The following is a 23,035-nucleotide window of genomic DNA, read 5'->3' on the forward strand; positions in this document are numbered from 1 at the left end:
AAGGAGCGCAACACTCCCCCACCACCGAGGAACGGAACAAGGAACATGAGGGAACGAGCCGCACTCCGGCACACCCACCGGCGCCGTCCCGGCCGCCGCCGCATGGCAGCCGCGCTCACCGCGGCGCTGGGCCTCACCGGCGCCGCCCTGGCCACCAACGTGATGCTCCAGCCGGCCGGCGCGGCAGCCGCCGCGGTGCCCGCCTGGCCCACGGCCAAAGGCAGCCAGGCGGCCTCGTCGACCATCGAGGTCTCGGGGACGTACGACGGCGGCCTGAAGCGCTTCTACGGGAGCGGCGACCTCGGCGACGGGGGCCAGGACGAGGGCCAGGACCCGATCTTCAAGCTGAAGGACGGGGCGACGCTCAAGAACGTCATCCTGGGCTCGCCCGCCGCCGACGGCATCCACTGCTCCGGCAGTTGCACGCTCCAGAACGTCTGGTGGGAGGACGTCGGCGAGGACGCCGCGTCCTTCAAGGGCACGTCGACCGGCTCCGTGTACACGGTGTACGGCGGCGGCGCCCGAAAGGCCTCCGACAAGGTCTTCCAGTTCAACGGGGCCGGCAAGCTGGTCATCACGAAGTTCCAGGTCGCCGACTTCGGCAAGCTCGTCCGGTCCTGCGGCAACTGTTCCAAGCAGTACAAGCGCGACATCATCGTCAACGACGTGGACGTGACGGCGCCCGGCAAGTCCCTCGTCGGCATCAACACCAACTACGGGGACACGGCCGCGCTCCGCTCGGTCCGCATCCACGGCGACAGCAGCAAGAAGATCAAGCCCTGTGTCCGCTACACGGGCAACAACACGGGTGCCGAGCCGAAGGAGACCGGCAGCGGCCCGGACGGCACGTACTGCCGCTACTCCTCGTCGGACATCAGTTACGACTAGGAGTCTTCCTTCCGGATCAGGCACAAGGGCCGTGGTCCGGCGCTGTCGGCGCCGGACCACGGCCCTTCGCGGCCGCAGGGTCGATCGCCGGTACACCCCCTCGTATATACGCTCAAGGTAAGTCATCTGTACGAAGAGATCGCATGTCCAAGTTTCTGCTCGAAATCGACGACGCCGCTCCTGCCGGGCCGCCGAGCGAGATCCTCCACCCGGCCCGTTCGGGAACGGACCGACTGGCCAAACAGGAACGGCTGCACCACCTGTTGACCTGGGCGCCCACCCCCGACGGCGTCTTCCGCGGGGCTCGGGAGGTCCAGGAGATCCTGACCGGGTACGGAGAGCACCACTCGGCAGGGCCGGTCGACCCGGTCGTCGCCGCCGTCGCCGAGATGTCGGACCTCACGCTCCGCCACTACGATGCCGACTTCGAAACGATCGCGCGCCGCACGGACCTGCGGACCGGTGGCTCGCCGAACCCGGCACCGCGTAACGGGCTGCCGGGCGGCGACACCAGGTCACACGCAGGGCCGCCAGTCGCCGAGGTAGTCGGCGGGGGTGTGCGAGCGGGCCTCGGAGGCTGCGAGCTGGGGGCGGTTTTCGGGGACGGTGACGCGGGCGCCGGGGCCGGTGTTGCGGTATTCGGCGAAGCGCTGGTCCTGCCAGGGGAAGCCGGCGGACATGGTGGCGTACGGCGTGACGGCGTCGATGCCCGCGCCGAGGTGGCTGTCGCGGACGGTCAGCATCGGCCGTGCGGTGGGATCGGACGAGGGCACCCACGGGCGGGCCAGTTTGTAGTACGCGTCGGGGGCGGTACCGGTGACCCGGGAGCGCAGGACCAGGTAGCCGTGCGGGTTCGCACCGGCGGTGCTGGGCGCGAAGACGAAGCCGTACGGGGCCGACGCGAGGTCGGTACGGGTCAGGGTGCGGAAGTGACAGCGGTCGTACACGGCGGTGGCGCGGCCGAACACGAAGTCGACGTCACCCTCCACGTAGCAGTCGCGGTAGTACTGGCGGGCGAACGCGGTCAGGGACAGCGAGTCGGCGTACAGGGTGTCCTGGTGGCCGAGGAAGCGGCAGCCGTAGAACGCCGAACGGTCGCCCTGGACCTTGATCGCGACGGCCTGGGTACCGGTGTACTCGGGGTTGTCCGAGCGCAGCCAGTCGTTGGCGAACGTCAGGTCGCGGGCGGTGAAGTCGGCGGCCTGGACCGTGACGGTGGCCGATCCGCTGGTGCCGTAGGTGCCCGAGCCGTCGGGCTTGGGCGTGCCGGCCGCGTTGTTGTGGACGATGACGGTGTCACGCGGGTCGCCGCTCGCCCCGATGAGGGTGAGGCCGGCCCGGTCCGCCGGGACGGTGACCGTTCCGCGGTAGACGCCGGGGGCGAGCACCAGGGTGTGCCCCGTACCGGTGGCCGCGGCCACGGCGGACCGGACGTCGGTGTGGTCGCCCCGGCCCTGCGGGTCGACGTAGAGGGTGCGGGAGTCCAGGCGGCGGTCGGGTGCGCCGTAGCGGCCGAACGGACGGACCTGCGCGGGCCGGGCGTGTGCGGTGGGGGCGCCGACGGCGAGGGCGGCGCCCGCGCCGGCGAGCAGTGACAGCGCGCTGCGTCTGCTGGTCATGGCGGTACTCCTGACATGCGAGGCGGGGAAAGTGAGTGGCCGGAGCGGCTCTCTCCGGGGTGGTGGGGAGAGTGCGGTGCCGCTCCGGCCGGTTCGGATGTGCGTCGTCAGCGGCCCGAGACCCTGCCCGCTCCGGCCTTGAGTGCGACGAGCACGGGGACGACGAGCGGGTGGTCGACCTTCGTGCGCAGCTCGGGCGTCCAGCCGGCGCCCACGGTGAGCTGCTCGGCGGGCACACCCGCGTTGTGCACGGCGATCAGGTCGGTCTTGCGCCCGTTGACGTAGTTGTTGTCCGCGGTGAGCGGGGACTCGGACCACTTCTTGAGGATGGTGGCCTTGTCGAAGCCGCTGCCGAGGCTGAACGCGTTGTGCTCGGCGACGAGCTTGGATTCGAATCCGATGCCGTACGAGTAGCCGTAGGCGCTGCCGGTGGTGGCGACGAAGTGGTTGTTGTACGAGTCGACCTGGCCGAAGCGGACGCGGGGCGCGCGCTCCTTCACGTCCTTGAAGAGGTTGTGGTGCAGCGTGACGCGGAGCTTGCCGCGGTCGCTCGCCCCGGCGCCGTCGCTGTTGCCGATGAGCATGGTCTTGTCGTGGTCCTTGAGGACGTTCCACGACACGGTGACGAGGTCGGCGCCGCGGACGATGTCGAAGAGCCCGTCGTGCTGCTGGAACACCTGGCCGAAGTAGAGGGGCTGGTCGGCGTCGGGCCGGTCGCCGTCGCTGAAGGTGTTGTGGTCGACCCAGACGTGGGTGGAGCCGTAGACGACGAGGTTGTCGTACTCGGAGTTCCAGGCGCCCTTGTCCCCGTCGGTGGGGTCCCACTGCGGGAAGCAGTCGTAGGTGTCCTCGAAGGCGATGTTGCGGATGATGACGTTGGAGACGCCCTTCACCTGCAGGCTGGCGCCGATGATCGTCGCGTCGTCGCCGACGCCGACGAGGGTGGTGTTGGAGGGGACCTTCACGTTGACCGCGGCCGCCTGCAGCTTCGCGGAGGCCACACGGGCGTCCTCCAGCGGACCCGCCGGAACCTCGGTCGTGCCCCATACCGCGGGGTCGTAGGCCGCGAGGTACTTCTCCAGGGTGTAGCCGTCCTGCTCGTAGTCCTCGCAGCCGATCGGGGTGCCGTTGACATCGGAGTTGCCGTGGACGGTGCCGGCGATTCTGATGATCTTGGGGGCGTCGCCCGCGTCCTGGAAGGCCGCGATGAGCTCGGCGCGGTTCGTGACGGTGTAGATGTGGTCGGGAGTGGCCTGCGAGCCGCCGGTGGTGGAGCCGTCGGCCGCGGCCCAGCCGTCGCCTGCGGGAAGTACGGCGCGCTCGATCCCCTTGCCGTGGTGCGTGGCCGCCTGGGCGGGGACGCTCACGGCGAGGGCCAGCGATGCGCAGCCCAGCACCACGGCGGTGGCACGGGCGTGGGACATGCGTGCGGGCATGGCGAATCCTTAACTGTCGTACGGGAGGAAGAAGAAGGGGGTGAAGCGGTTCAGGCCTGCGGCCAGGTGATCCACTCGACGGGGACCGGGTCGTCGAGACGGCGCAGGTCCCGCGGGGCGAGCACGCGTTCCGCGCCGAGGGCGCGGGCGGTCGCCCGGGCCACGTCGATCGCGCCCGCAGGCCGGAAGTGGGTGTTGTCCTGCTTGCCGTCCGGGTAGTTCGGGGACTCCCCCGGCTCCAGCCAGTTGAAGTAGGGCTCGGTCCCGTCCGGGCCGAGTTCCTGCCAGCGGGCGAGGGAGAGCGCCTGGAGGTCGAGCAGCGGCACGCGCTCCTCGGCCGCCAGGGCGCGCATGGCGGCGGGATACTCGCCGTGGGTGGGCTTGGCGGTGCCGTCGGCCGCGAAACGGCGTCGCTCCACCGGCGTCAGCAGCACGGGCTCCGCCCGGCGGGCCCGCGCGCCGTTCACGTACTGGCGCAGGTACTCCTGGTACGTGGTGTACGGGTCGGTGCCGCGGGCCGGGTCCTCCGTCTTCTCGTCGTTGTGCCCGAACTGGATGAGGACGAGGTCGCCGGGGCGGACACCTTCGAGGAGGGCGGTGAGGCGGCCCTCGTCGATGAAGCTCTTGGAACTCCGGCCGTTCATCGCGTGGTTGGCGACGGTGAGCCCACGGCCGAGGAAGAAGGGGAGGGCCATGCCCCACCCGGTCTCGGGTGCGGCGTCGGCGTACTTCTGGGCGGCCGTGGAGTCGCCCGCGATGTGGAGCGTCCGGGACCGTGGCCGGCCCCCGCCGTGGGCGAGTGCGGGGGTGGCGGTGAGTGCGAGCGGCAGCGCGAGGAGCGCGGCTGCCGTCTGCCTGCGGGTGAGTGACACAGCGGGACTGCCTCTCTCGTACGACTGGCTCGTACGACGTACCGAACGTGCTCGACGTACCTGACGTACTGGGCCTGGTGTACAGGGGGAGAGGGACCGGCGGCGGGGCGCGACCCGAACCGCCGCCGGATCCCGGTCATCGGGTACCGGCCGTGGCGAGACGGACGGATCAGTGGCCCAGGTCCTTCCACTCCTTCTGGGCGGTGTTCAGCTCGTCGGCCATCTTGTCCAGGAACTGCTTGGCCGTGACCTTGCCGAGCAGCAGCTTCTGGAACTCCGGCTCGTTGTCCGCCTTGCTGATGTTGTTCCAGTCGGGCAGGTAGTACGGCAGCTGCACGATCTTGGTGGAACCGTCGGTGAGCGCCTTCGCGGCGAGCGCCGTCGGCTCGGTCTTGGAGATCCAGGGGTCCTTGGCGGCCTCGGTGTTGGCCGGGATGGCACCCGCGGCCTCGTTCCACTTGCTGTTCGACTCGTGCGAGGCGGCGAACTCGATGAACTTCCAGGCCGCCGTCTTGTTCTCGCTCGCCCGGAACAGGCCGAGCCCGTCGACCGGGTTGGAGACCTGGACCCGGGTGCCGCCCGCGCCGATCGGTGCCGGGATGCCGGCGAACTTCTCCGCCCCCAGTGCCTTCAGGTGGTCCTGGTAGGAACCGAGGTTGTGGCTGAGCATGCCGATGGTGCCGGTGTCCCACTGGGCGACCATCTTGGTGAAGTCGTTGTTGACGTCGGCCGCGGGCGTCGTCTTCTTGAAGAGGGCGGCGTACTTCTCCAGCGCGGCGACGTTCTTGGGGTCGTTGAGCGTCGTCTTGTCGCCGGCCCAGAACTCCGTGATGCCGGACTGGCCGTAGGACGCGTCCAGGGCCTGCGCGATGGAGCCGGCGCCGCCGCGGATGGTGTAGCCGAATTTGTTGTTCTTCGCGTCGGTGAGCTTGTCGGCAGCCGTGTAGAAGCTGTCCCAGGTGGTGGGCGCCTCGAGGTTCGCCGCCTCGAACAGGTCGGTGCGGTACCAGAGCGCACCGTTGTTCGCGGAGGTCGGCACGCTGTACAGGTCGTCGCCCCGGCCGCCCGCGTCCTTGACGCTGTCGACCATGGTCTGGACCAGCTTGCCGTTCAGCGACGACTCCTTGATCCGGTCGGTGACCGGCACAAGGGCTTCCTGCGACACGATGTTGGCGAGGTACGCGGTTCCGACGCCGCCCACATCGGGCAGGCCGCCGCCCGCGATCGCCGTGTCGTACTTGGACTGGACGTCGGCGATCGGGATCGGGACGTACTTGACCTTGATGTCGGGGTACTTCTTCTCGAAGTCCTTGATGATCTCGGTCCAGATGGCGGTGCGCGGACCGCCGTTGTTGTCCCAGAAGGTGATCTCGCCCTTGCCGCTGCCCTCGTTGCCGGTGCCACTGCCGTCGTCACCGCACGCGGTGGCCGTCAGGGCGAGCGCCGCTGTGAGGGACATCGCGGCCATGGCGCGCCCCCGCTGCGTCTTGGAGATGGTCATCGTCGGCTCTTCTCTCTCGGTACTGATCGGTGAAATCGCTGGTGTCGCAGGTGCTGTGCGTTACGTCAGTGGGGGGCTGCCGTGGGGGTGGTCTGTGGTGTGTGCGGTCAGCCGCTGGTACGGAAAGCGGTGAAGGAAGCCGTCCCGGCGGGGCCGGTCCCGGCCGGTGCGGTGGCGAAGAGGCCGAGCAGGGCGCCGACCCAGCGCCAGGGTGTGGCGGCGAAGACCTGGCCCGAGAGCCGGAATCCGTCACCGGTGTCGGCGAAGAAGCGGCAGCGGGCCCCCGTGGTGACCGCGATGCGGATCCGGACCCGCCCCTCGGGTGCCGCGCGGGGGTGTTCGGCGTCCCGTTCGTGTTCGGCGACGGCCTCGGCGTAGCGGTGGACGAGCCGGGCCGTCCCGTCCTCCCCGGCCTCCAGCCCGATCCAGCTGAAGGCGTCCCCCAACACCGCGAGTCCGGCGTTGGCACCGGGCTCCCGGCTGTGCAGCGCGAGGTCGACCTCGACGCTGAACTCCTCGGCCGGCAGGCGTTGGACCAGGACGTTGGACAGGGCCCGCAGATCGTGCGCGTACGCGGTCCGTACGCAGCTCAGCCGCAGCCCGTCACCGCCGTGTTCGACGGTCCAGCCGGGCCGGGGGGTCGCCGTCCACTGCCACTGCCTGCCGTACCGCCCGCCGGGGAAGTCGTCGCTGGAGGCCGGGGCCTCGACGGGCTGTTCGGGCGCCTCGGGCTTGGCGTGCACGGCGACGGGTTCTCCCCCGTCGCCGATGACCGGCCAGCCGTCGCTGTCGACGGGCCAGCTCATGGGCTGGAGGTGGACCACCCGCCCGTAGGGCCCGCGGGACTGGAAGTGGAGGAACCAGTGGGAGGAGGGACCGCCTTCCGCGGTCTGCACCCAGGCGCCCTGGTGCGGCCCGTTGACGCCGGTCGCGCCCTGGGCCAGGACGACCTTCTCCTCGTACGGGCCGAAGAAGTTGCGCGACCGGAAGGCACCCTGCCAGCCGGTCTCCACTCCGCCGGCCGGGGCGAAGATCCAGAAGTACCCGTCGTGGCGGTAGAGCTTGGGCCCTTCCAGGGTGAACCAGCCGGGGATCGTGTCGGCGTCGACGAGGGTCTTGCCCTCGTCGAGCAGCTCGCGTCCGTCGGGGCTCATCCGGTGGCCGGTGAGCCGGTTCTTGATGCCGGAGCGGGACTTGGCCCAGGCATGCACGAGATAGGCCTCGCCGGTCTCCTCGTCCCACAGGGGGCAGGCGTCGATCAGCCCTTTTCCTGCCTTCACGAGGTGCGGGGCGCTCCACGGGCCGCGGATGTCCTCGGCGTTGATCTGGTGGATCCCGTGGTCGGGGTCGCCCCAGAAGATCCAGAAGCGTCCGGCGTGGTGCCGCAGTGAGGGGGCCCACACCCCGCAGTCGTGGCGGGGCACCGCGAAGTCGGCGGCCGGTTCGAGGCGTTCGAGCGCATGGCCGAGGAGTGACCAGTTGACGAGGTCGCGCGAGTGCAGCAGGGGCAGGCCGGGGACCCGGCCGAAGCTGGACGCGGTGAGGTAGTAGTCCTCGCCGACCCGCACGACGTCCGGATCGGACCAGTCGGAGTTCAGGACGGGGTTGCGGTACGTGCCGTTGCCGAGGTCCGCGGTCCAGGGTCTGCTCATGCGGTCGCCACCTTGCGGACGTAGCCGGCGGCGGTCTCGCGGTCGAGCGTGCCGTCGGCGATGACGGTGACCACCCTGCGTACGACGGTGGCACCGGCCGCGACGGGGAGCCGCCGGTCCGCGGCGAGGGAGGATCCGACGCCCGGGTACTCGGTGGTCCGCACGAACCACGGGTCGCGCCGGGTCTCGTCGGTCGCCCCGGCGAAGACGAGGGTCCAGCCGTCGCCGGTCAGGGCCAGCCAGTCGGCGGCCCTTCCGTGCACCGCCTCCTCGCCGTCGAGGGTGCCGCTGAACACGCCGGGCGGGGTGGGTTCCTTGGGGGCGCGCCAGAAGAAGCCGCCGTATCCGGCGCCGGGCCGGCCGTTGGTGGCGGGGCTGCCGATGGAGAGGTCCGTGCTGCCGCGGTTGGTCAGCGAGAAGGAGAAGTCCAGCGCCCAGGCGGTGTCGGTGAGTTCGCTGACGGCCACGGTGCGGTGCTCGCGCAGCAGCTCGGTGCCGTCGGCCTCCCAGCTGAGCTCCTCCACGAAGCCGTCCGGGTCGCGGAGCTTCCAGCCGAGGTGGCGCTGGACCCCGTGGTTGTCGAGCTCGGTGGGGCCCTGGTCGCGGACGAAGGTGCGCCCGCCCCAGAAGTTGTGCCCGGCCACGTCGGGGACGGCGACGGAGGCGCCCAGGTGGTGGATGTGGTCGGCGGGGCGTTCCTCGGTGACGGGGGTGCCAGCCAGGGTGGTGACGGGGTGGAGGTAGGGGCGGCTGTCCGTCCCGGGCCGGTAGCTGTAGCGGCCCACGGGGCGTCCGGCGCAGCTGAGGAGTGCGGTGGTCACGGTGTGCTCACCTCGCTGGGTTGCGCCCAGGGGGCGCCTAGTTCGGAGAAGAGGGTGAGGGTGTCGGCCCCCGCGGCGACCATGGCGTCGATGCCGCGCACGATGCGCCGCACCCCGTCACCGGTCTCGGCGGGCCGGGTGACCCAGGCGCCGGCGGGCAGCGCGGTGGGTTCGGGGGCGGTGCGCACTGCCTCGACGACCCGCATGAACGCGCCGGTGCGGTGGGGCGGTACGAGCAGCTCGGTGCCCCGCAGCAGGTGGTCGACGAGGTTCTCCAGGAGATCGGTCCGCCCGTGCACGGCTTCCTCGGGACCGTGTCCCGCGCGCTGGACGAGGACCCGGTCCTGCTTGTACCAGAAGGTGATGCGCCCCCGGTCGCCGTGGACGATCACATAGGGCTCCCCGGCCTGTTCGGCGCAGAGGGTGACCGCGGCGGTGACCGGCAGCCCGTCCGTGGTGGTGACGCGGACGCTGCTGGTGTCGTCCGCCTCGATGTCGTGGGCCCGGAACAGCTCGGTCTCGATGGACGCCACGTCCTCGGCGGAGCCCCGGTCGGCGAGTTCGAGCGCCGTGGCGAGGGCGTGTGCCAAGGGGTTGGTCAGCACACCGTCGACCACGTCCGTGCCGCCCAGGGTGCGGCGGCCCGCCCAGGGTGCCCGCCGGAAGTAGGCGTCGTCGCGGACCCAGGCACCGGCGGCGCCGATGCCGCGTACGTTGCCGATGGCTCCGGAACGTACGAGTTCCTTGATGGCGGGCACGGCGTGCGAGCCGAAGGACTGGAAGCCGACCTGGCAGGCGATGCCGGCTTCCCGCACACCGTCGGCCATGCGGGCGTAGTCGGCCCAGGTCGCGGCGGGCGGCTTCTCCAGGAGGAGATGGACGCCGCGGTCCGCCGCCGTCAGGGCGAGCGCGGTGTGGGTCGGGATGGGGGTGCAGATGATGGCGGCGCGGGCGCCGGTGGAGTCCAGGAGCGCCCCGAAGTCGGCGGACTGCTCGGGCATCTCGGCGGCGAAAGCGTCGAGTTCGCCGTCGGTCAGCGGGTTCAGTTCGCAGATCCCGGCCAGCCTGACGAGGCCCTGGTGCTGGAGGCGGCGGATGTTGGCGAGGTGCCAGCGGCCGTGGCCCCGGGCGCCTGCCAGGACGACGGTCAGCGGTGTCGTGGTCATCCGGCCCTCCCCGCTCCGGCCCCGCGGGCGACGTCGGCGGCGGCGCGTTCGGCGCTGTCGACCGGGCCGTGCAGGGTGGGTGTCCAGCCGGTGTCGGTGGCGAGGTCGGTCTCGCTGCCGGAGTTGTAGGCGTTGTAGATGGAGACCAGGTCGACGGGGAAGCCGTTGAACACGGTGCCGCGCTGGGTGAGGGCGCTGCCGTTCCAGCTCTTCAGCAGGTCGGCGACCTCCACGTGGCCGGGGCTCTCGAAGGAGTTGTTCTCGGCGACGATCCGGGACTCGGTCGAGACGCCGAGGGAGTAGCGGTAGTCGCCCTCCCCGGGGATGACGTAGCGGTTGTTGTAGAGGTGGACCTGGCCGAAGCGGACGCGCGGTGCGCGCTGCACGACGGAGTGGAACTCGTTGTGGTGCAGGGTGACGCGCAGCTTGCCGCGGTCGGTGGTGACCCCGTCGCCGTTGCCGATGAGCATCGCCTTGTCGTGGTCGGCGAACCGGCTCCAGGAGACGGTGACCAGGTCGGCGCCGTTGGTGATGTCGAGCAGCCCGTCGTGGCGCAGGAAGTTGCGTCCGAAGTAGGTGGGTTCCCGGTCGTCCGGGTGGCCCTTGTCGCTCGCGGTGACGTGGTCGACCCAGACGTGGGTGGCGCCGCGCAGCCACAGGGTGTCGTACGCGGTCTTCCAGTCGCCGAGTCCGCCGGTGTTGGGCTGCCAGGCCGGGAAGCAGTCGTAGGCGTCGCGGAGTTCGAGGTTGCGGACGATGACGTTGTCGGCGTCCTTGACCTGGAGGCTCGCGCCCTTCAGTACGCCGTTGCGGCCCACGCCGACGAGCGTGGTGTGGGAGCCGACGAGCAGCTCGACGCGTTCGGCCTGGCGGGCGGCGGACGCCTTGCGGGCGTCCTCCTGGGGTCCGGCGGGCTTGGCGCCGCCCCAGGTACGGGGGTCGTAGGCGGCGAGGTACGCGTCGAGGGCGTAGCCGTCGGTGGCGTAGTCGTCGCAGTCCAGCCGCCGTCCCCGGTCGTCGGTGTTGGCGTCGATGGTCCCGGCGACACGGATGATCTTGGGTACGGAGCTGCCGCCGTCGAGCGCGGCGACGAGCTGGGCCCTGGTGCGCACGGTGAAGACGTGGGCGTCGTCGGCGGCCGAGCCGCCGGTGGTCCCGGTGCCTTCGGCGGCCCAGCCGTCGTCGGCGGCGAGGACCTCCCGGCCGAGGTCGCGGTCCGCGGCGGGCGGCTGCGCCGCCGGTGCCGGGGTGGCGGCCTCGGCGCCCGGCTGGAGGGCCAGGCTGCCGAGGAGCAGGGCGAGCGCGGCGGCGGCGCGGCGCGCGGCGCGGGGGCGTGGGGTCATGTCCGTCAGCCCTTCACTGCGCCGGCGCTGAAGCCGGTGATCAGCCACTTCTGGATGAAGGCGAAGACGATCACCACGGGCACGGCGGCGATGACACCGCCCGCGGCGAGCGCCCCGAGGTCGACGCTGTCGGCGCCGATCAGGGTGTTCAGTCCGACCGGGATCGTCTGCTTGTCCTGCTCGCTGAGGAACATCAGGGCGAACAGGAAGTGGTTCCAGCTGTGGACGAAGGCGAAGGAGCCGACGGCGATCAGTCCGGGGCGCAGCAGCGGCAGGACGACCGCGCAGAAGGCCCGGAAGCGCGAGCAGCCGTCCACCCAGGCGGCCTCCTCCAGGGAGACCGGCACGTTCTTGATGAAGCCGCTGATCAGGATGATCGACAGGGGAAGCTGGAAGACGGTCTCCGCGATGACGACGCTCCCGAGGGAGTTGATCATCTGGAGGTTCTTGAAGATCTCGAAGAGCGGTACGAGCATCAGCGCGCCCGGGATGAACTGCGAGCAGAGCAGCGCCAGCATGAACGCGCTCTTGATCTTGAAGTTGAACCGGGCCAGGGCATAGCCGCCGGCCAGCGCGACCAGGGTCGTGGCGAACAGCGTGCAGACGCCGACGATCATGCTGTTCTGGAAGAAGAGCGCGAAGCTCCGCTCGTTCCAGACCTTGGAGAAGTGCTCCCCCGTCATCGGCCAGGGCACCAGCGAGGTGGAACCGGCGGGCCGAACGGCGAACAGGAACATCCAGTAGAAGGGGATGAGCGTGAAGAGCAGGTAGATGCCGAGCGGCACGTAGATCTGCCAGCGCGGTACGTCGTCGAAGGCACGCTCGCGCTTGGGTCGGCGGGTCGAGGAGGGCGGCGGGGCGCTGTGTCGCACAGACCGTCCCGGGGCGCTGTTCTTCTCTGCGAGTGCGGCAGTCACTTGTGGTCGCCTCCGAACTTGCTCAGGCGCAGATAGACGATCGAGCAGAAGAGGAGGATCACGAAGGCGACGGTGGTGAGTGCCGAGGCGTAGCCGAAGTCGTGGCCCTCGATGCCGGTATTGGCGACATAGAGCGGCAGGGTGGTGGTTTCTCCGGCCGGTCCGCCGCCGGTCAGGGTGTAGAGGAGGTCGACGTTGTTGAACTCCCAGACACCGCGCAGCAGTGTGGCGAGGATGATCGCGTCCCGCAGGTGCGGGAGGGTGATGTGGAAGAACTGCCGCAGCCGGCCCGCGCCGTCGACCGATGCCGCCTCGTACAGCTCCTTCGAGACGGACTGCAGGTCGGCGAGGATGAGGATGGCGAAGAAGGGGACACCGCGCCAGAGTTCGGAGATGGTCGCCGCCCAGAAGACGGTCCCGGTGTCGGAGAGCACCGAGGTGCCGTACTCGCCGATTCCGGCGTCCGCGAGATAGCGGCTGAAGCCGGTCGAGGAGTTGTAGAGCAGGATCCAGATGGTGCTGGTCAGCACCCCGGAGACGGCCCAGGGCGAGAAGACCATGGCGCGTGAGATGCCGCGGCCGATGAAGCTCTGGTTGACGATCAGGGCGAGTGCGAGACCGAGCGCGAGCTGCAACGTGACCTGGGTGAAGACCCATTGGGCGCTGAAGCCGAGCGTCGGCCAGAACTGCTCGTCCTCGGTGAAGATGCGGGTGAAGTTGTCGAAACCGGCGAAGCCGTTCCGCCACGGCTTGGTGACGTTGTAGTTCTGCAGGCTGTAGTAGAAGACGCTGATCACCGGATAGGCGATGAAGCCCAGCATCAGCAGGCCCGCGGGCGCTATCAGCAAATACGGCAGGCGGCGGGGGCTCGCCGAGCGGCGCCGGGGCACCTTGGGCGGCGGTGTGGCCACGGCTGCGGATTGGGCCATGACACGTCTCCGATCTCTGGGAAGTGCTGGATGTGCCGTGCGGTGGTGCGTGTGCCGTGCGGTGGTACGTGTGCCGTGCAAGCGCTTACCGCATGCCGTTCGGTGTGCCGAACGGATCGGTGCGCGGAATTCTCTTCGCCCGGTTTCAGCCCGCGTACGGGTCGGGCACTTCTCCCTGCCTCGCCAGGAACGCGAAGTCGCATCCGGTGTCGGCCTGGGTGATCTGGTCCTGGTAGAGCGCCCCGTAGCCGCGGCCGTACCGGGCGGGCGGCGGTGTCCACCGGGCCCTGCGCAGCTCCAGCTCCTCGTCGGGAACATCGAGATGGAGCCGGCGCGCCTCGACGTCCAGGGTGATCAGGTCACCGGTGCGCACCAGGGCGAGCGGCCCGCCGACGAACGACTCGGGCGCGATGTGCAGCACGCACGCCCCGTAACTGGTGCCGCTCATCCGGGCGTCGGAGATCCGCACCATGTCCCGTACGCCCTGCTTCAGCAGGTAGTCCGGGATCGGCAGCATGCCGTACTCGGGCATGCCGGGACCGCCCTTGGGTCCGGCGTTGCGCAGCACCAGGACGTGGTCCGCGGTGAGGGCCAGGGCCGGGTCGTTGATGGTGCGCTGCATCTCCTTGTAGTCGTCGAAGACGACCGCGGGGCCGGTGTGGCGCAGCAGGTGGGGCTCGGCGGCGATGTGCTTGATGACCGCGCCGTCGGGGCAGAGGTTGCCGCGCAGCACCGCCACGCCGCCCTCCTCGGCCAGGGGGTTGTCCCGCTCCCGGATGACGTCGGCGTTGTGCACCAGCGCCCCGTCGAGCTGTTCGCGCAGCGTGGTGTGCGAGACGGTGGGACGGTCCAGATGCAGTACGTCGGTGAGCCGGGCCAGGAATCCTGGCAGCCCGCCGGCGAAGTGGAAGTCCTCCATCAGGTACTTGCCGCCGGGGCGGAGGTTGGCGAGGACCGGGACGGTCCGGGCGATGCGGTCGAAGTCGTCCAGGGTGAGCTTCACCCCGGACCGCCCCGCCATCGCGGTGAGGTGGATGACGGCGTTGGTGGAGCCGCCGAGCGCGAGAACGGTGGCTACGGCGTCCTCGTACGCGTCGGCGGTGAGGATCTTCGACAACGTGAGCTGCTGCCACACCAGTTCGACGATCCGGAGCCCGGACTGCGCGGCCATCCGGTCGTGACCGGAGTCGACGGCCGGGATGGACGAGGCGCCCGGCACCGTGACGCCCAGCGCCTCGGCGGCGGCCGTCAGGGTCGAGGCGGTTCCCATCGTCATGCAGTGGCCGGGCGATCGCGCGAGCCCGTTCTCCAGCTCGGCCATCTCGCAGTCACCGATGAGCCCGGCCCGCTTGTCGTCCCAGTACTTCCACATGTCCGTACCGGAGCCGAGCACTTCGTTGCGCCAGTGGCCCGGCAGCATCGGCCCGGCGGGCACGAACACGGTCGGCAGGTCGACGGAGGCCGCGCCCATGAGGAGGGCGGGCGTCGACTTGTCGCAGCCGCCCAGCAGCACGGCGCCGTCGACGGGGTAGGAGCGCAGGAGCTCCTCCGTCTCCATCGCCAGCATGTTGCGGTAGAGCATCGGGGTCGGCTTCTGGAAGGTCTCCGAGAGTGTGGAGACCGGGAACTCGAGCGGGAAGCCGCCCGCCTGCCAGACGCCCCGCTTGACCGCCTGTGCGCGGTCGCGCAGATGGACGTGACAGGGGTTGATGTCGGACCAGGTGTTGAGGATCGCGATGACCGGCTTGCCCAGGTGCTCCTCGGGGAGGTAGCCGAGCTGGCGGGTGCGGGCGCGGTGGCTGAACGAGCGGAGCCCGTCCGTTCCGTACCACTGGTGGCTGCGCAGTTCCTCGGGAGTGATGCGCGTGCCTTCGGTACCCGTCATATGGACCACCCTGCGACCAGGTCGGCGACCTCGGCGCGCTGCGCCTCGGGCAGGACCCTGCTCGGTGCGCGGACGTCGCGGCGGCAGAGCCCGAGTGCGGCCAGGGCCTCCTTGACGACGGTCACGTTGTTGGCGGACTGCCGGTCGGCGCGCAGGTCCTCGAAGCGGCGGATCTGCTCCCAGACCTTCATCGCCGCCGCGTAGTCACCGGCCCGCAGTGCCCCCAGCATGGCCAGCGAGACACCGGGGGCGACATTGACCAGGCCGGAGGTGAATCCGGTGGCGCCGGTGGCGAAGTAGGAGGGTGCGTACAGCTCGGCGAGTCCCGCGACCCAGACGAAGCGTTCCAGGCCGGCGTCCCGGGCGAAGGCGCCGAAGCGGGCGGCGTCCGGGACGGCGTACTTCACGCCGATGACGTTGGGGCAGGTGTCCGCGAGTTCGGCGAGGCGCTCGCCGGCGAGGAGCGGGTTGCGGATGTACGGGACGACACCGAGCTCCGGGACCGCCTGGGCGATGGCCCGGTGGTAGTCGATCCAGCCTTCCTGCGAGATGTAGGGGTGCACGGGCTGGTGCACCATCACCATCTCCGCGCCGGCGTCCCGGGCGTGCTCGGCGGCGGCCACGGCGGTCGGTACGTCGTGTCCGACGCCCACGAGGACGGTGGCACGGCCGCCCGCCTCTTCGATGGTGAGCTCGGTGACGGTGCGCCGCTCGTCGGGGGTCAGCGCGTAGAACTCCCCGGTGTTGCCGTTCGGGGTGACGATGCGGACGCCGCCGTCGAGGAGCCGTCGCAGCAGGGCACGGTGCGCCGTCGTGTCGATGCTCCCGTCCTCGGCGAACGGGGTCACCGGGATCGCCACAACGTCTGCGAGGGCCGCCTTCAGCGGGGTGAGGTCCATGCGGACTGGCCTTTCGTCGAGGTGCTGGTGATTGAGCTCCAGCTGGTTGTTCACGCCGCGTCACCCCCGTCTTCGTCGTCGGGGAAGGCGCGGCGCACGAACGACGCGATGTGGTCGTGCAGAGCCCCGGCCGCCGCCGCCGCGTCGTCCGCGAGCGCGAGCCGCAGGATCTCCCGGTGCTCGGCCGCCTCCCGCTCCCACGACGGGATGGCCGACCAGGCCACGGTCGACACGAGGGCGGCCTGGTCGCGGATCTCGTCCAGCATCCGGGAGAGCAGCGGGTTGCCGCAGGGCAGGTAGAGGGCGCGGTGGAAGTCCCGGTTCGCGAGCGACCTGTCGGCCTTGTCGACCGCCGAGTCGGAGCGCTCCAGGGCTTCCTGCGCCGCGTCGAGCGAGGCCTTGCGGGTGATGGAGCGGCGCAGCGCTTCGGGCTCCAGGAGCAGGCGAACGTCGTACACCTCCCGCGCCATGGTCGCGTCGACGAGTCGCACGGTGGCGCCCTTGTACTGGCTCATGACCACGAGTCCCGTACCGGCGAGCGTCTTCAGCGCCTCACGTACAGGAGTCTTCGACACCCCGAACTGCGCGGCGAGCTCGGTCTCGACGAGCGCCTGCCCCGGTCTCAGCTGCGCGGTCAGGATGGCGTGCTTGATCGCCTCCAGCACGTACTGGGTCCGGGAGGGGATCGGGGTGGGAGCAAAGGTCATGAGTGAAGGGCTCTCGCATCTCGCGTATCGCGTCTCATATATGACGTACGAAGTACGACGCGATGAAGTTAGAGCGGTCGTGAATGTTTCGTCAACGCTTCTGACAGAAGATGTTTCAACGCATCTCTAGGGCTTCTGCCCGATGTCCGGAGGCGCCCTCAGTCGCCGGCATGGCCCCGTTGGCGTGGCCAGGAGGCGAGTGCGCAGGTCACGGTGGTGCGAGGGCGGGCGGCGCCGTGGGCGGAGTGGTATGCGATCGGACGGCCCTGCTCGTTCTGACGGGGTGCTCGTCCCCGGATTCGGTACGTCGGCGATGTGGCTCACCGCCGGGATCCGGGTCAGGCCGCTCACCGGTTCGGACAGCCTGGTGGTCCTGACCGTGTTCGCGAGGTGGGCACCGGTGCTCGCCGGCCCCGCCCTCGGCGCGCTCGCCGATCCGCTGCCCCGCAAACAGCTGGTGATCTGGGGTGAATCTGTCCATGGCGGGGCTGATGACCTCGCTGCTCATGGTCGATCCGGCCGGCCGGGTCCGGGTGCTCTTCGCCGTTCTGTTCGCCTACGGGGTGAGTGGCGTCCTGCTGGACGCGGCCGGCCGAGGCGGCGCTGGTCGCCCGGACGGTCGACGCGCGGCTGCTGGGTGACTTCAACGGGCTGCGGACCATGGCGAACGAGGGCATGGAACTGCTTGCGCCGCCGGCGGGCGCGGGGCTGTTGGCGCGGTACGGCGGCGGGCCGGCGGCACTCCTGGACGCGGTGACGTTCGCCCTGGCCACGCTGGTGTTCGCGCCGTTGCGGGTGAGGGGGCCCGACAGGGCGGGGCGGGTGTCGCGGCGGCGGGCGCACGGCTGCTGCGCGGCTCGCGGGTGCTGCGGCCACTGGTGTGCGCCGAGGCGCTGACGATGCCGTTGGCCGGGCTCAACGGCGCTGCGGTGTACGCCGTCGTCGACGACGTCCTGGGCCGGTCCCCCGCCTACGCAGGGGTGCTGCACGCGGCCCGGGGCGCCGGTTCGGTGGCGGCCGGGCTGCTGGCCGGGCCACTGCTCCGGCGCATGCCCGAGCGTGTCTTCGCGGCGGCGGGGACCGCTGTGTTCGCGGTGGCCGTGGGGGCGCGGGCACCGCCCTGCGAGCCCGTGGCCCTGGAGGCGAGCGCGGCCATCGGTCCGGGTCTGCCGTGTGTGCTGATCGCCACGGTGACGGCCGTGCAGCGGGAGACCCCGGACGCGGTGCTCGGCCGCACGCCGGCGGCGGCCGACTCGCTGATGACGGTGCCGCACGCGGTGGCCCCGGCGCTCGGGGCGGGGCTGGTCGCGGTGGTGGACGTCACCGTGCTGCTGCCGCTGACCGCGGTGGCCGGACTGGCCACCGCGGCATGGCTGGGCACGGGCCGGCGGATGGGGTCTCCCCTGCTCGAACGAAGTCGAGAGCTTGGGGACGGCTGACGGGCGCCCTCACCGGCCCGCCTCCTTCATCGACCGACGCGTGAGAGTGCGTCGGCGACGGCCTCGAGGTCCGGCCCGGAGGCCAGTCCGGCGTGGTACAGGCGCAGTTCGGTGGCGCCGAGCGAGAGCGCGTGCGCCGCGTCCCGCTCCAGCGTTCCGGGGCTGCCGCCCATGCCGGTGACCACACCGAAGTTGGCGGCCCGCACTCCGGACAGCCCGGCGAACGGGCCGAGCACCGCCTCGCGCGCCGCGTCGCCGCCGGTGCAGGGCAGCACCACTCCGTCCGCGGTGGACAGGATGTGGGCGGCGTCGACTCCGACGTTGGCGCCCGTGCGGTACGGGGCGGGGTCGGCGTGCAGCAGGACCTGGAAGTCCCGGCCCTCCGCCGCCTGCCGCACCGCGGCGACGGCCGACTCCTGGAGCGTCCTGGCCACCTGGCCGCGCCATCGCAGGGTGGCATCGGCGAGGCCGGCCCCCAGCAGCTTCTCGACGCCGGACCAGCCGGTCTCCCCGGAACCGGATCCGGCCCAGACCGGCTCCAGGGCACGGCGTACCGCCGCACCCAGCTCGTCCGGGTCCAGACCGTGCCCGCCGTACCCGTCCCGGCACGCGGCGCAGAAGCAGAGCGACATCAGGTACTGCGCCGCGTCCCCGAGGCCCACACCCGCGATCTTGTCGTGGGCGTGCAGATGGGCGAAGCCGTACCAGCCGCAGGACTCCAGCTCGGTGCCGTGCGCCCCGGGGCGCACGGCCGCCTCCGCCGCCAGGTCCACCAGATAGGTGTGGACGGCGGGCTGCGCGATGCACGGTGCCCAGGGGTAGCGGTCGCCGTAGGCGTTGACCACGGAGGTGTCCGGATGCTCGGCGCCCAGGCGGGAGTTGTGCGCGAGGACGACCCAGGAGTTCACCTGGAGACCGGCCTCGGTCAGGGCCTCGGCCGCCTCGGCGTACGGGTCCTCGCCCGCCACCCAGGCTTGCCCGAACGGCCGCAGCTCGCGTCCCGCCCAGCGCGCCGGGTCCGGCGGGTAGAGGACCGCGGCGTGCTCGGCCGTGACGATCCGGCTGTTCGGGTGACGCGGGGTCAGGGCCCGGGTCGAGTGGTACGCGGAGGCGAGCGTCACCTGCTGGACACCGAGGTCCGCGACGCGCGTGGCGGCGTCCGGGTCCCCGACGACGTCCCACGGATAGAGGAAGGCGGAGGTCTTCACCCGCGCTCCTCCTGCCCGGCCCCGTGCTTCTCCAGCAGGGCACGGCCGTTCGCGATGATCACGGTCAGTTCCTCGACGTGCTCGGCGGGCGGTTCGGTGAGCGGGGTGCGCACCTCGCCGACCTCCAGGCCCTCGAGCCGGACGCCCGCCTTCACCAGGGACACCGCGTAACCGCGCCCCTTGGCGCGCAGTTCGACGAGCGGCCGGTAGAAGTGGTCGAGCAGCGCGTTCACCAGGTCGTCGTCGCCGGACTCCATCGCCCGGTAGAAGGCGAGGGCGATGTCGGGTGCGAAGGCGAACACCGCGGAGGAGTAGAGGGTGACGCCGATGCCGCGGTAGGCGAGCCCGGTGAGCTCGGCGGTGGGCAGGCCGTTGAAGTACAGGAAGTCCTGGCCGGGCAGGCCGGTGCGTACGGCGCTGACGATGCGCTGCATCAGGTCGAGGTCGCCCAAGCCGTCCTTGAGGCCGATGATCCCGGGTGTCCGCGCGAGGGCGAGGACGGTCTCCGGGGTGAAGACGGCGTTGTCGCGCTGGTAGACGATCGTCTCCAGGCCGGTGGCCGCGGCGAGCGCGGTGTAGTGGCCCAGCAGGCCTTCCTGGCCGGCGACGACGAGGTACGGGGGCATGGCGAGGAGTCCGTCCGCTCCCGCGTCATCGGCGAGCTTCGCGTACTGGATCGCGAGCGCCGTGCCGTAGCCGGCGCCCGCGACGACGGGCACCTGCCCGGCGGTCTCCTCGACGGCCGCGGCCACGACGATCCGGAACTCCTCCGGCGTCAGCGCGTGGAACTCGCCGGTGCCGCAGCAGGCGAAGACCGCTGCGGCGCCGGCATCGATGCCGGCGCGCACATGCGCACGGAAGGCGTCGAGGTCCACGGTGCCGTCCGGCCCGTAGGCGGTGACGGGGAAGAAGAGCGGCCCGGCGACATCGGTGAGTCGGGCGGCAAGGGGGGCTGAGGTCACGGGCGCTCCCTGAGCAGATTCAGGCGTGCACAATTCTGATCGGTGTCCATATTTCTGAACGCCGCCACGCTAAGGCAGCCGCGCGGGGCAGGTCAAGACGAAAACGCCCAACCTGGAGGCAGAGCAGCTCACTCCGGGTCACACTTGACGTGATCCGCCAGGACTTCTTAGCTTGTCCATGCATGTGAATGTCGTCCATGGATTTGACGCACCGTGCTGATGTGTCATGCCTGCGTGCCGCGCGTACCTTGCTGTCCGTACGCACCACCGCAACGCACGGCACGTCCGCGTACGCCGCGCCCCCGTCCTGTGCCCGCACCGAGGAGATTTCCGTATGCCCGCTCCCCGCACCGTCCTGCTCACCGGCGCCGCCGGCGGCCTCGGCACCCTGATGCGGGGACTGCTGCCCGCGTACGGCTATGAGCTGCGCCTCTTCGACGTCGTCCCCATCGAGGGAGAACCCGACGCGATCACCGCCGACCTCGGTGACAAGGAGGCCCTGAGGGAAGCCGTACGGGGCGTCGACGCGATCATCCATCTCGCGGGCATCTCCCTGGAAGCGTCGTTCGACAAGATCCTGCGCTCCAACATCGAGGGCACCTACAACCTGTACGAGGCCGCACGCGAGGAGGGCGTCGGGCGCATCGTGTTCGCCTCCTCCAACCATGCCGTCGGCTACACCCCGCGCCCCCTGCCCGGCGATCCGCTGATCCCGATCGACACCGCGCACCGCCCCGACACCTTCTACGGTCTGTCGAAGTCCTTCGGCGAGGACCTCGCGCAGCTCTACTGGGACAAGTACGGCGTCGAGACCGTCTCGGTGCGCATCGGCTCCTGCTTCATGGAGCCGACATCGGTCCGGATGCTGTCGGTCTGGATGAGCCCCGGCGACGGTGCGCGCCTCTTCCACGCCGCGCTCACCGCCGAGGACGTGCGCCACACGGTGATCTACGGCTCCTCCGACAACACCCGCCTGTGGTGGGACCTGACGACGGCCAGGTCCCTCGGGTACGAGCCGCAGGACGACTCCGAGCAGTACGCCGACAAACTCGTCGCCGAGCACGGGGAACTGGATCCGGAGAACCCGGACCACGCCCACATCGGCGGTCATTTCGTCACGGACCCGCCGATGTGGCCGTACTAGACCCGGCCCGGCTCCGTCGGCGGGGCCCGGGAAAATAGCGCGACGGCGCACCCGGGGCGCGGGCAGCATGGGGCGCATGCCGAAACCTTCCGGATTCCTGTACGAGCAGCATGCCGACGCGAGCGTCACGATCACCCATCACGGCCGCCCTGCGGGGACCCTGCGTGGCGGCCGTGCGGAGAAGTTCCTCGCCGAGGTGACGTCCGGCGACGCCCAGCTGGTCATGGCGCGCTGGACGGGCGCGTACAAGCACGGCAACGAACGCATGGCGCGCAACCACCCCCGGAACCGGCCCGTGGGCGGGCGCTGAGCCGTACGGAGCACGTACCCGAAGGTAAGGGAACGGCAAAGCGGGGTCATTCGTTAGCCCGAGCATGACCGCAATGACCCCCGGCTCGAACATCCCTCTCTCCGCCGTCCGCGTGGCGGTGGACGTCGCCGCCCCGGTGCGGCTCGACGTCTCGGGCCTGCTGCTCACCGCCGACGGCAAGGTCCGCTCCGACGACGACTTCATCTTCTACAACCAGCCCTCCGGCCCCGGCGTGACGTACCGCTCGGGCGGCGGCTCCGCGCCCGACGCGATCGTCGTGGACACCTCCGCGGTCCCGCCGGGCATCGAGAAGATCGTCGTCACCGCGAGCCCCGACGCCGCGGGCCAGACCTTCCAGGGGGTCGAGCCGACCGCGACGGTGCGCAACGCGGACGACGGCAGCGCGCTCGCCACCTTCACCCCGCCCCAGCTGGGCGCGGAGACGGCGCTGGTGGTCATCGAGATCTATCTGCGCAACGGCGCCTGGAAGGCACGCGCCGTCGGCCAGGGCTACACGAACGGCCTGGCCGGCATCGCCACGGACTTCGGCGTGTCGGTGGAGGAGCCGGCAGCGCCCGCCGCACCGGTCGCGCCCCCCTCACCGGCGCAACCGCGGAACGTTCAGCCTGCTCCGCCCGCTCCCCCGGTGCACACCCCCGTGGACCCGCGGATCGCTCCGCCCGCCCCGCCGGCCCCGCCGGCCGCCGCACCGGCTCCCGCCGCCTCCGGCAAGATCAACCTCGACAAGGGCCGGATCAGCCTCCAGAAGAACCAGACAGTATCCCTGGTCAAGGGCGGCAAGCCGCTGCTGTCCCAGGTCAAGATGGGCCTCGGCTGGGAGCCCGCGTTCCGTGGCAAGGACATCGACCTCGACGCCTCGGTGATCGCTTTCGGCCCCAACCGCAACCACCTGGAGAGCTGCTACTTCGGCAAGCTCTCCATCCTCAACGGCGCGATCCAGCACTCCGGCGACAACCTCACGGGTGAGGGCGCGGGTGACGACGAGGTGATCGTCGTGGACCTCGGGCGGATCCCCGCCGACGCGACCGGTCTGGTCTTCACGGTCAACTCGTTCACGGGCCAGAAGTTCACCGAGGTCGCCAAGGCCTACTGCCGGCTGATCGACGCGGCGACCGGCGAGGAGCTGGTCCGCTTCGACCTGACGGGTGCGGAGCCGCAGACCGGCGTGATGATGGCCAAGCTGATCAAGCAGTTCACCGGCGAGTGGGAGATGACCGGCATGGGCGAGTTCGTGAAGTCGCGGACCGTTCGCGGCATGGTGAAGCCCGCCGCGAAGGCGCTGTAGGCCGCAGCCGCCCGCGTACCCCTGGAACGGC

Annotated in this window: 19 protein-coding genes and 1 pseudogene; 5 read left to right on the top strand and 15 right to left on the bottom strand. The window is 70.8% G+C overall.

Annotated features, from left to right (window positions below):
- The first annotated feature begins 45 nt into the window (after window positions 1-45).
- Window positions 46-888 (top strand): pectate lyase, encoded by an 843-nt coding sequence (locus OG844_RS08550; RefSeq protein WP_406389251.1) that lies wholly within the window; start codon window positions 46-48, stop codon window positions 886-888.
- 515 nt (window positions 889-1,403) lie between these two features.
- On the opposite strand, the gene OG844_RS08555 is transcribed toward OG844_RS08550, so the two are convergent.
- From OG844_RS08555 to OG844_RS08615, 13 genes are all read right to left on the bottom strand, one after another.
- Window positions 1,404-2,507 carry a pectinesterase family protein gene (locus OG844_RS08555; protein ID WP_406389252.1) on the bottom strand — a complete coding sequence of 368 codons (1,104 nt, stop codon included), beginning with the start codon at window positions 2,505-2,507 and terminating at the stop codon, window positions 1,404-1,406.
- Between the two features lie 107 nt (window positions 2,508-2,614).
- Entirely contained in the window at window positions 2,615-3,943 is a 1,329-nt protein-coding gene (locus OG844_RS08560) for a polysaccharide lyase family 1 protein (RefSeq protein WP_406389254.1), read from the bottom strand.
- Between the two features lie 50 nt (window positions 3,944-3,993).
- Window positions 3,994-4,815, bottom strand: coding sequence for a rhamnogalacturonan acetylesterase (locus OG844_RS08565; RefSeq protein ID WP_406389256.1), 822 nt, complete (start codon window positions 4,813-4,815; stop codon window positions 3,994-3,996).
- Between the two features lie 169 nt (window positions 4,816-4,984).
- Complete coding sequence (locus OG844_RS08570) at window positions 4,985-6,316, bottom strand: ABC transporter substrate-binding protein (RefSeq protein ID WP_406389257.1); 1,332 nt, start codon at window positions 6,314-6,316, stop codon at window positions 4,985-4,987.
- 107 nt (window positions 6,317-6,423) lie between these two features.
- Window positions 6,424-7,968, bottom strand: a complete 1,545-nt coding sequence (locus OG844_RS08575; RefSeq protein ID WP_406389258.1) for a family 43 glycosylhydrolase — start codon at window positions 7,966-7,968, stop codon at window positions 6,424-6,426.
- Entirely contained in the window at window positions 7,965-8,789 is an 825-nt protein-coding gene (locus tag OG844_RS08580; RefSeq protein WP_406389260.1) for a PmoA family protein, read from the bottom strand. The genes OG844_RS08575 and OG844_RS08580 overlap by 4 nt, the downstream gene beginning before the upstream one ends.
- Window positions 8,786-9,955 (bottom strand): Gfo/Idh/MocA family protein, encoded by a 1,170-nt coding sequence (locus OG844_RS08585; protein ID WP_406389261.1) that lies wholly within the window; start codon window positions 9,953-9,955, stop codon window positions 8,786-8,788. Before OG844_RS08585 ends, OG844_RS08580 begins: the two co-directional genes overlap by 4 nt.
- Window positions 9,952-11,298 carry a polysaccharide lyase family 1 protein gene (locus OG844_RS08590; RefSeq protein WP_406389262.1) on the bottom strand — a complete coding sequence of 449 codons (1,347 nt, stop codon included), beginning with the start codon at window positions 11,296-11,298 and terminating at the stop codon, window positions 9,952-9,954. Before OG844_RS08590 ends, OG844_RS08585 begins: the two co-directional genes overlap by 4 nt.
- A 5-nt stretch (window positions 11,299-11,303) precedes the next feature.
- Window positions 11,304-12,215: a carbohydrate ABC transporter permease gene (locus OG844_RS08595; RefSeq protein ID WP_329212322.1), complete on the bottom strand. Its 912-nt coding sequence runs from the start codon at window positions 12,213-12,215 to the stop codon at window positions 11,304-11,306.
- Window positions 12,212-13,144, bottom strand: coding sequence for a sugar ABC transporter permease (locus tag OG844_RS08600; protein WP_329212320.1), 933 nt, complete (start codon window positions 13,142-13,144; stop codon window positions 12,212-12,214). Before OG844_RS08600 ends, OG844_RS08595 begins: the two co-directional genes overlap by 4 nt.
- A 145-nt stretch (window positions 13,145-13,289) precedes the next feature.
- Entirely contained in the window at window positions 13,290-15,029 is a 1,740-nt protein-coding gene (araD, locus tag OG844_RS08605; protein WP_406389263.1) for an L-arabinonate dehydratase, read from the bottom strand.
- The gene (locus tag OG844_RS08610; protein WP_406396051.1) at window positions 15,026-15,928 is read right to left on the bottom strand and encodes a dihydrodipicolinate synthase family protein; all 903 of its coding nucleotides are present in this window, start codon (window positions 15,926-15,928) and stop codon (window positions 15,026-15,028) included. The genes araD and OG844_RS08610 overlap by 4 nt, the downstream gene beginning before the upstream one ends.
- 50 nt (window positions 15,929-15,978) lie before the next feature.
- Entirely contained in the window at window positions 15,979-16,635 is a 657-nt protein-coding gene (locus OG844_RS08615; RefSeq protein WP_383183942.1) for a GntR family transcriptional regulator, read from the bottom strand.
- Window positions 16,636-16,805: 170 nt separating this feature from the next.
- Here OG844_RS08615 and OG844_RS08620 point away from each other — a divergent pair.
- Window positions 16,806-18,074: pseudogene (locus OG844_RS08620) on the top strand (MFS transporter).
- Window positions 18,075-18,100: 26 nt separating this feature from the next.
- Here the strand turns inward: OG844_RS08620 and OG844_RS08625 are convergent.
- Complete coding sequence (locus tag OG844_RS08625; RefSeq protein ID WP_406389265.1) at window positions 18,101-19,282, bottom strand: hypothetical protein; 1,182 nt, start codon at window positions 19,280-19,282, stop codon at window positions 18,101-18,103.
- Window positions 19,279-20,244 (bottom strand): 5-dehydro-4-deoxyglucarate dehydratase, encoded by a 966-nt coding sequence (locus tag OG844_RS08630; RefSeq protein WP_406389266.1) that lies wholly within the window; start codon window positions 20,242-20,244, stop codon window positions 19,279-19,281. The genes OG844_RS08625 and OG844_RS08630 overlap by 4 nt, the downstream gene beginning before the upstream one ends.
- A gap of 334 nt (window positions 20,245-20,578) precedes the next feature.
- Between OG844_RS08630 and OG844_RS08635 the strand changes: the two genes are divergently transcribed.
- The 3 genes from OG844_RS08635 (at window position 20,579) to OG844_RS08645 (ending at window position 23,004) form a co-directional block, all read left to right on the top strand.
- Window positions 20,579-21,388, top strand: coding sequence for an NAD-dependent epimerase/dehydratase family protein (locus tag OG844_RS08635; protein ID WP_406389268.1), 810 nt, complete (start codon window positions 20,579-20,581; stop codon window positions 21,386-21,388).
- Window positions 21,389-21,464: 76 nt separating this feature from the next.
- Entirely contained in the window at window positions 21,465-21,698 is a 234-nt protein-coding gene (locus tag OG844_RS08640; RefSeq protein ID WP_351174211.1) for a hypothetical protein, read from the top strand.
- A gap of 64 nt (window positions 21,699-21,762) precedes the next feature.
- On the top strand, window positions 21,763-23,004 hold the full coding sequence (locus tag OG844_RS08645; RefSeq protein ID WP_406389270.1) for a TerD family protein: 1,242 nt from the start codon (window positions 21,763-21,765) through the stop codon (window positions 23,002-23,004).
- Window positions 23,005-23,035: the final 31 nt, after the last annotated feature.

It is taken from the genome of Streptomyces sp. NBC_00887 (assembly GCF_045207585.1).

Excerpts from the sequence above, each read along its gene's own strand:
- OG844_RS08550 (WP_406389251.1), top strand. The coding sequence starts at position 46 with ATGAGGGAACGAGCCGCACTCCGGCACACCCACCGGCGCCGTCCCGGC.
- OG844_RS08555 (WP_406389252.1), bottom strand. The coding sequence starts at position 2,507 with ATGACCAGCAGACGCAGCGCGCTGTCACTGCTCGCCGGCGCGGGCGCC.
- OG844_RS08560 (WP_406389254.1), bottom strand. The coding sequence starts at position 3,943 with ATGCCCGCACGCATGTCCCACGCCCGTGCCACCGCCGTGGTGCTGGGC.
- OG844_RS08570 (WP_406389257.1), bottom strand. The coding sequence starts at position 6,316 with ATGACCATCTCCAAGACGCAGCGGGGGCGCGCCATGGCCGCGATGTCC.
- OG844_RS08575 (WP_406389258.1), bottom strand. The coding sequence starts at position 7,968 with ATGAGCAGACCCTGGACCGCGGACCTCGGCAACGGCACGTACCGCAAC.
- OG844_RS08585 (WP_406389261.1), bottom strand. The coding sequence starts at position 9,955 with ATGACCACGACACCGCTGACCGTCGTCCTGGCAGGCGCCCGGGGCCAC.
- OG844_RS08590 (WP_406389262.1), bottom strand. The coding sequence starts at position 11,298 with ATGACCCCACGCCCCCGCGCCGCGCGCCGCGCCGCCGCCGCGCTCGCC.
- OG844_RS08600 (WP_329212320.1), bottom strand. The coding sequence starts at position 13,144 with ATGGCCCAATCCGCAGCCGTGGCCACACCGCCGCCCAAGGTGCCCCGG.
- araD (WP_406389263.1), bottom strand. The coding sequence starts at position 15,029 with ATGACGGGTACCGAAGGCACGCGCATCACTCCCGAGGAACTGCGCAGC.
- OG844_RS08610 (WP_406396051.1), bottom strand. The coding sequence starts at position 15,928 with ATGGACCTCACCCCGCTGAAGGCGGCCCTCGCAGACGTTGTGGCGATC.
- OG844_RS08615 (WP_383183942.1), bottom strand. The coding sequence starts at position 16,635 with ATGACCTTTGCTCCCACCCCGATCCCCTCCCGGACCCAGTACGTGCTG.
- OG844_RS08635 (WP_406389268.1), top strand. The coding sequence starts at position 20,579 with ATGCCCGCTCCCCGCACCGTCCTGCTCACCGGCGCCGCCGGCGGCCTC.
- OG844_RS08640 (WP_351174211.1), top strand. The coding sequence starts at position 21,465 with ATGCCGAAACCTTCCGGATTCCTGTACGAGCAGCATGCCGACGCGAGC.
- OG844_RS08645 (WP_406389270.1), top strand. The coding sequence starts at position 21,763 with ATGACCGCAATGACCCCCGGCTCGAACATCCCTCTCTCCGCCGTCCGC.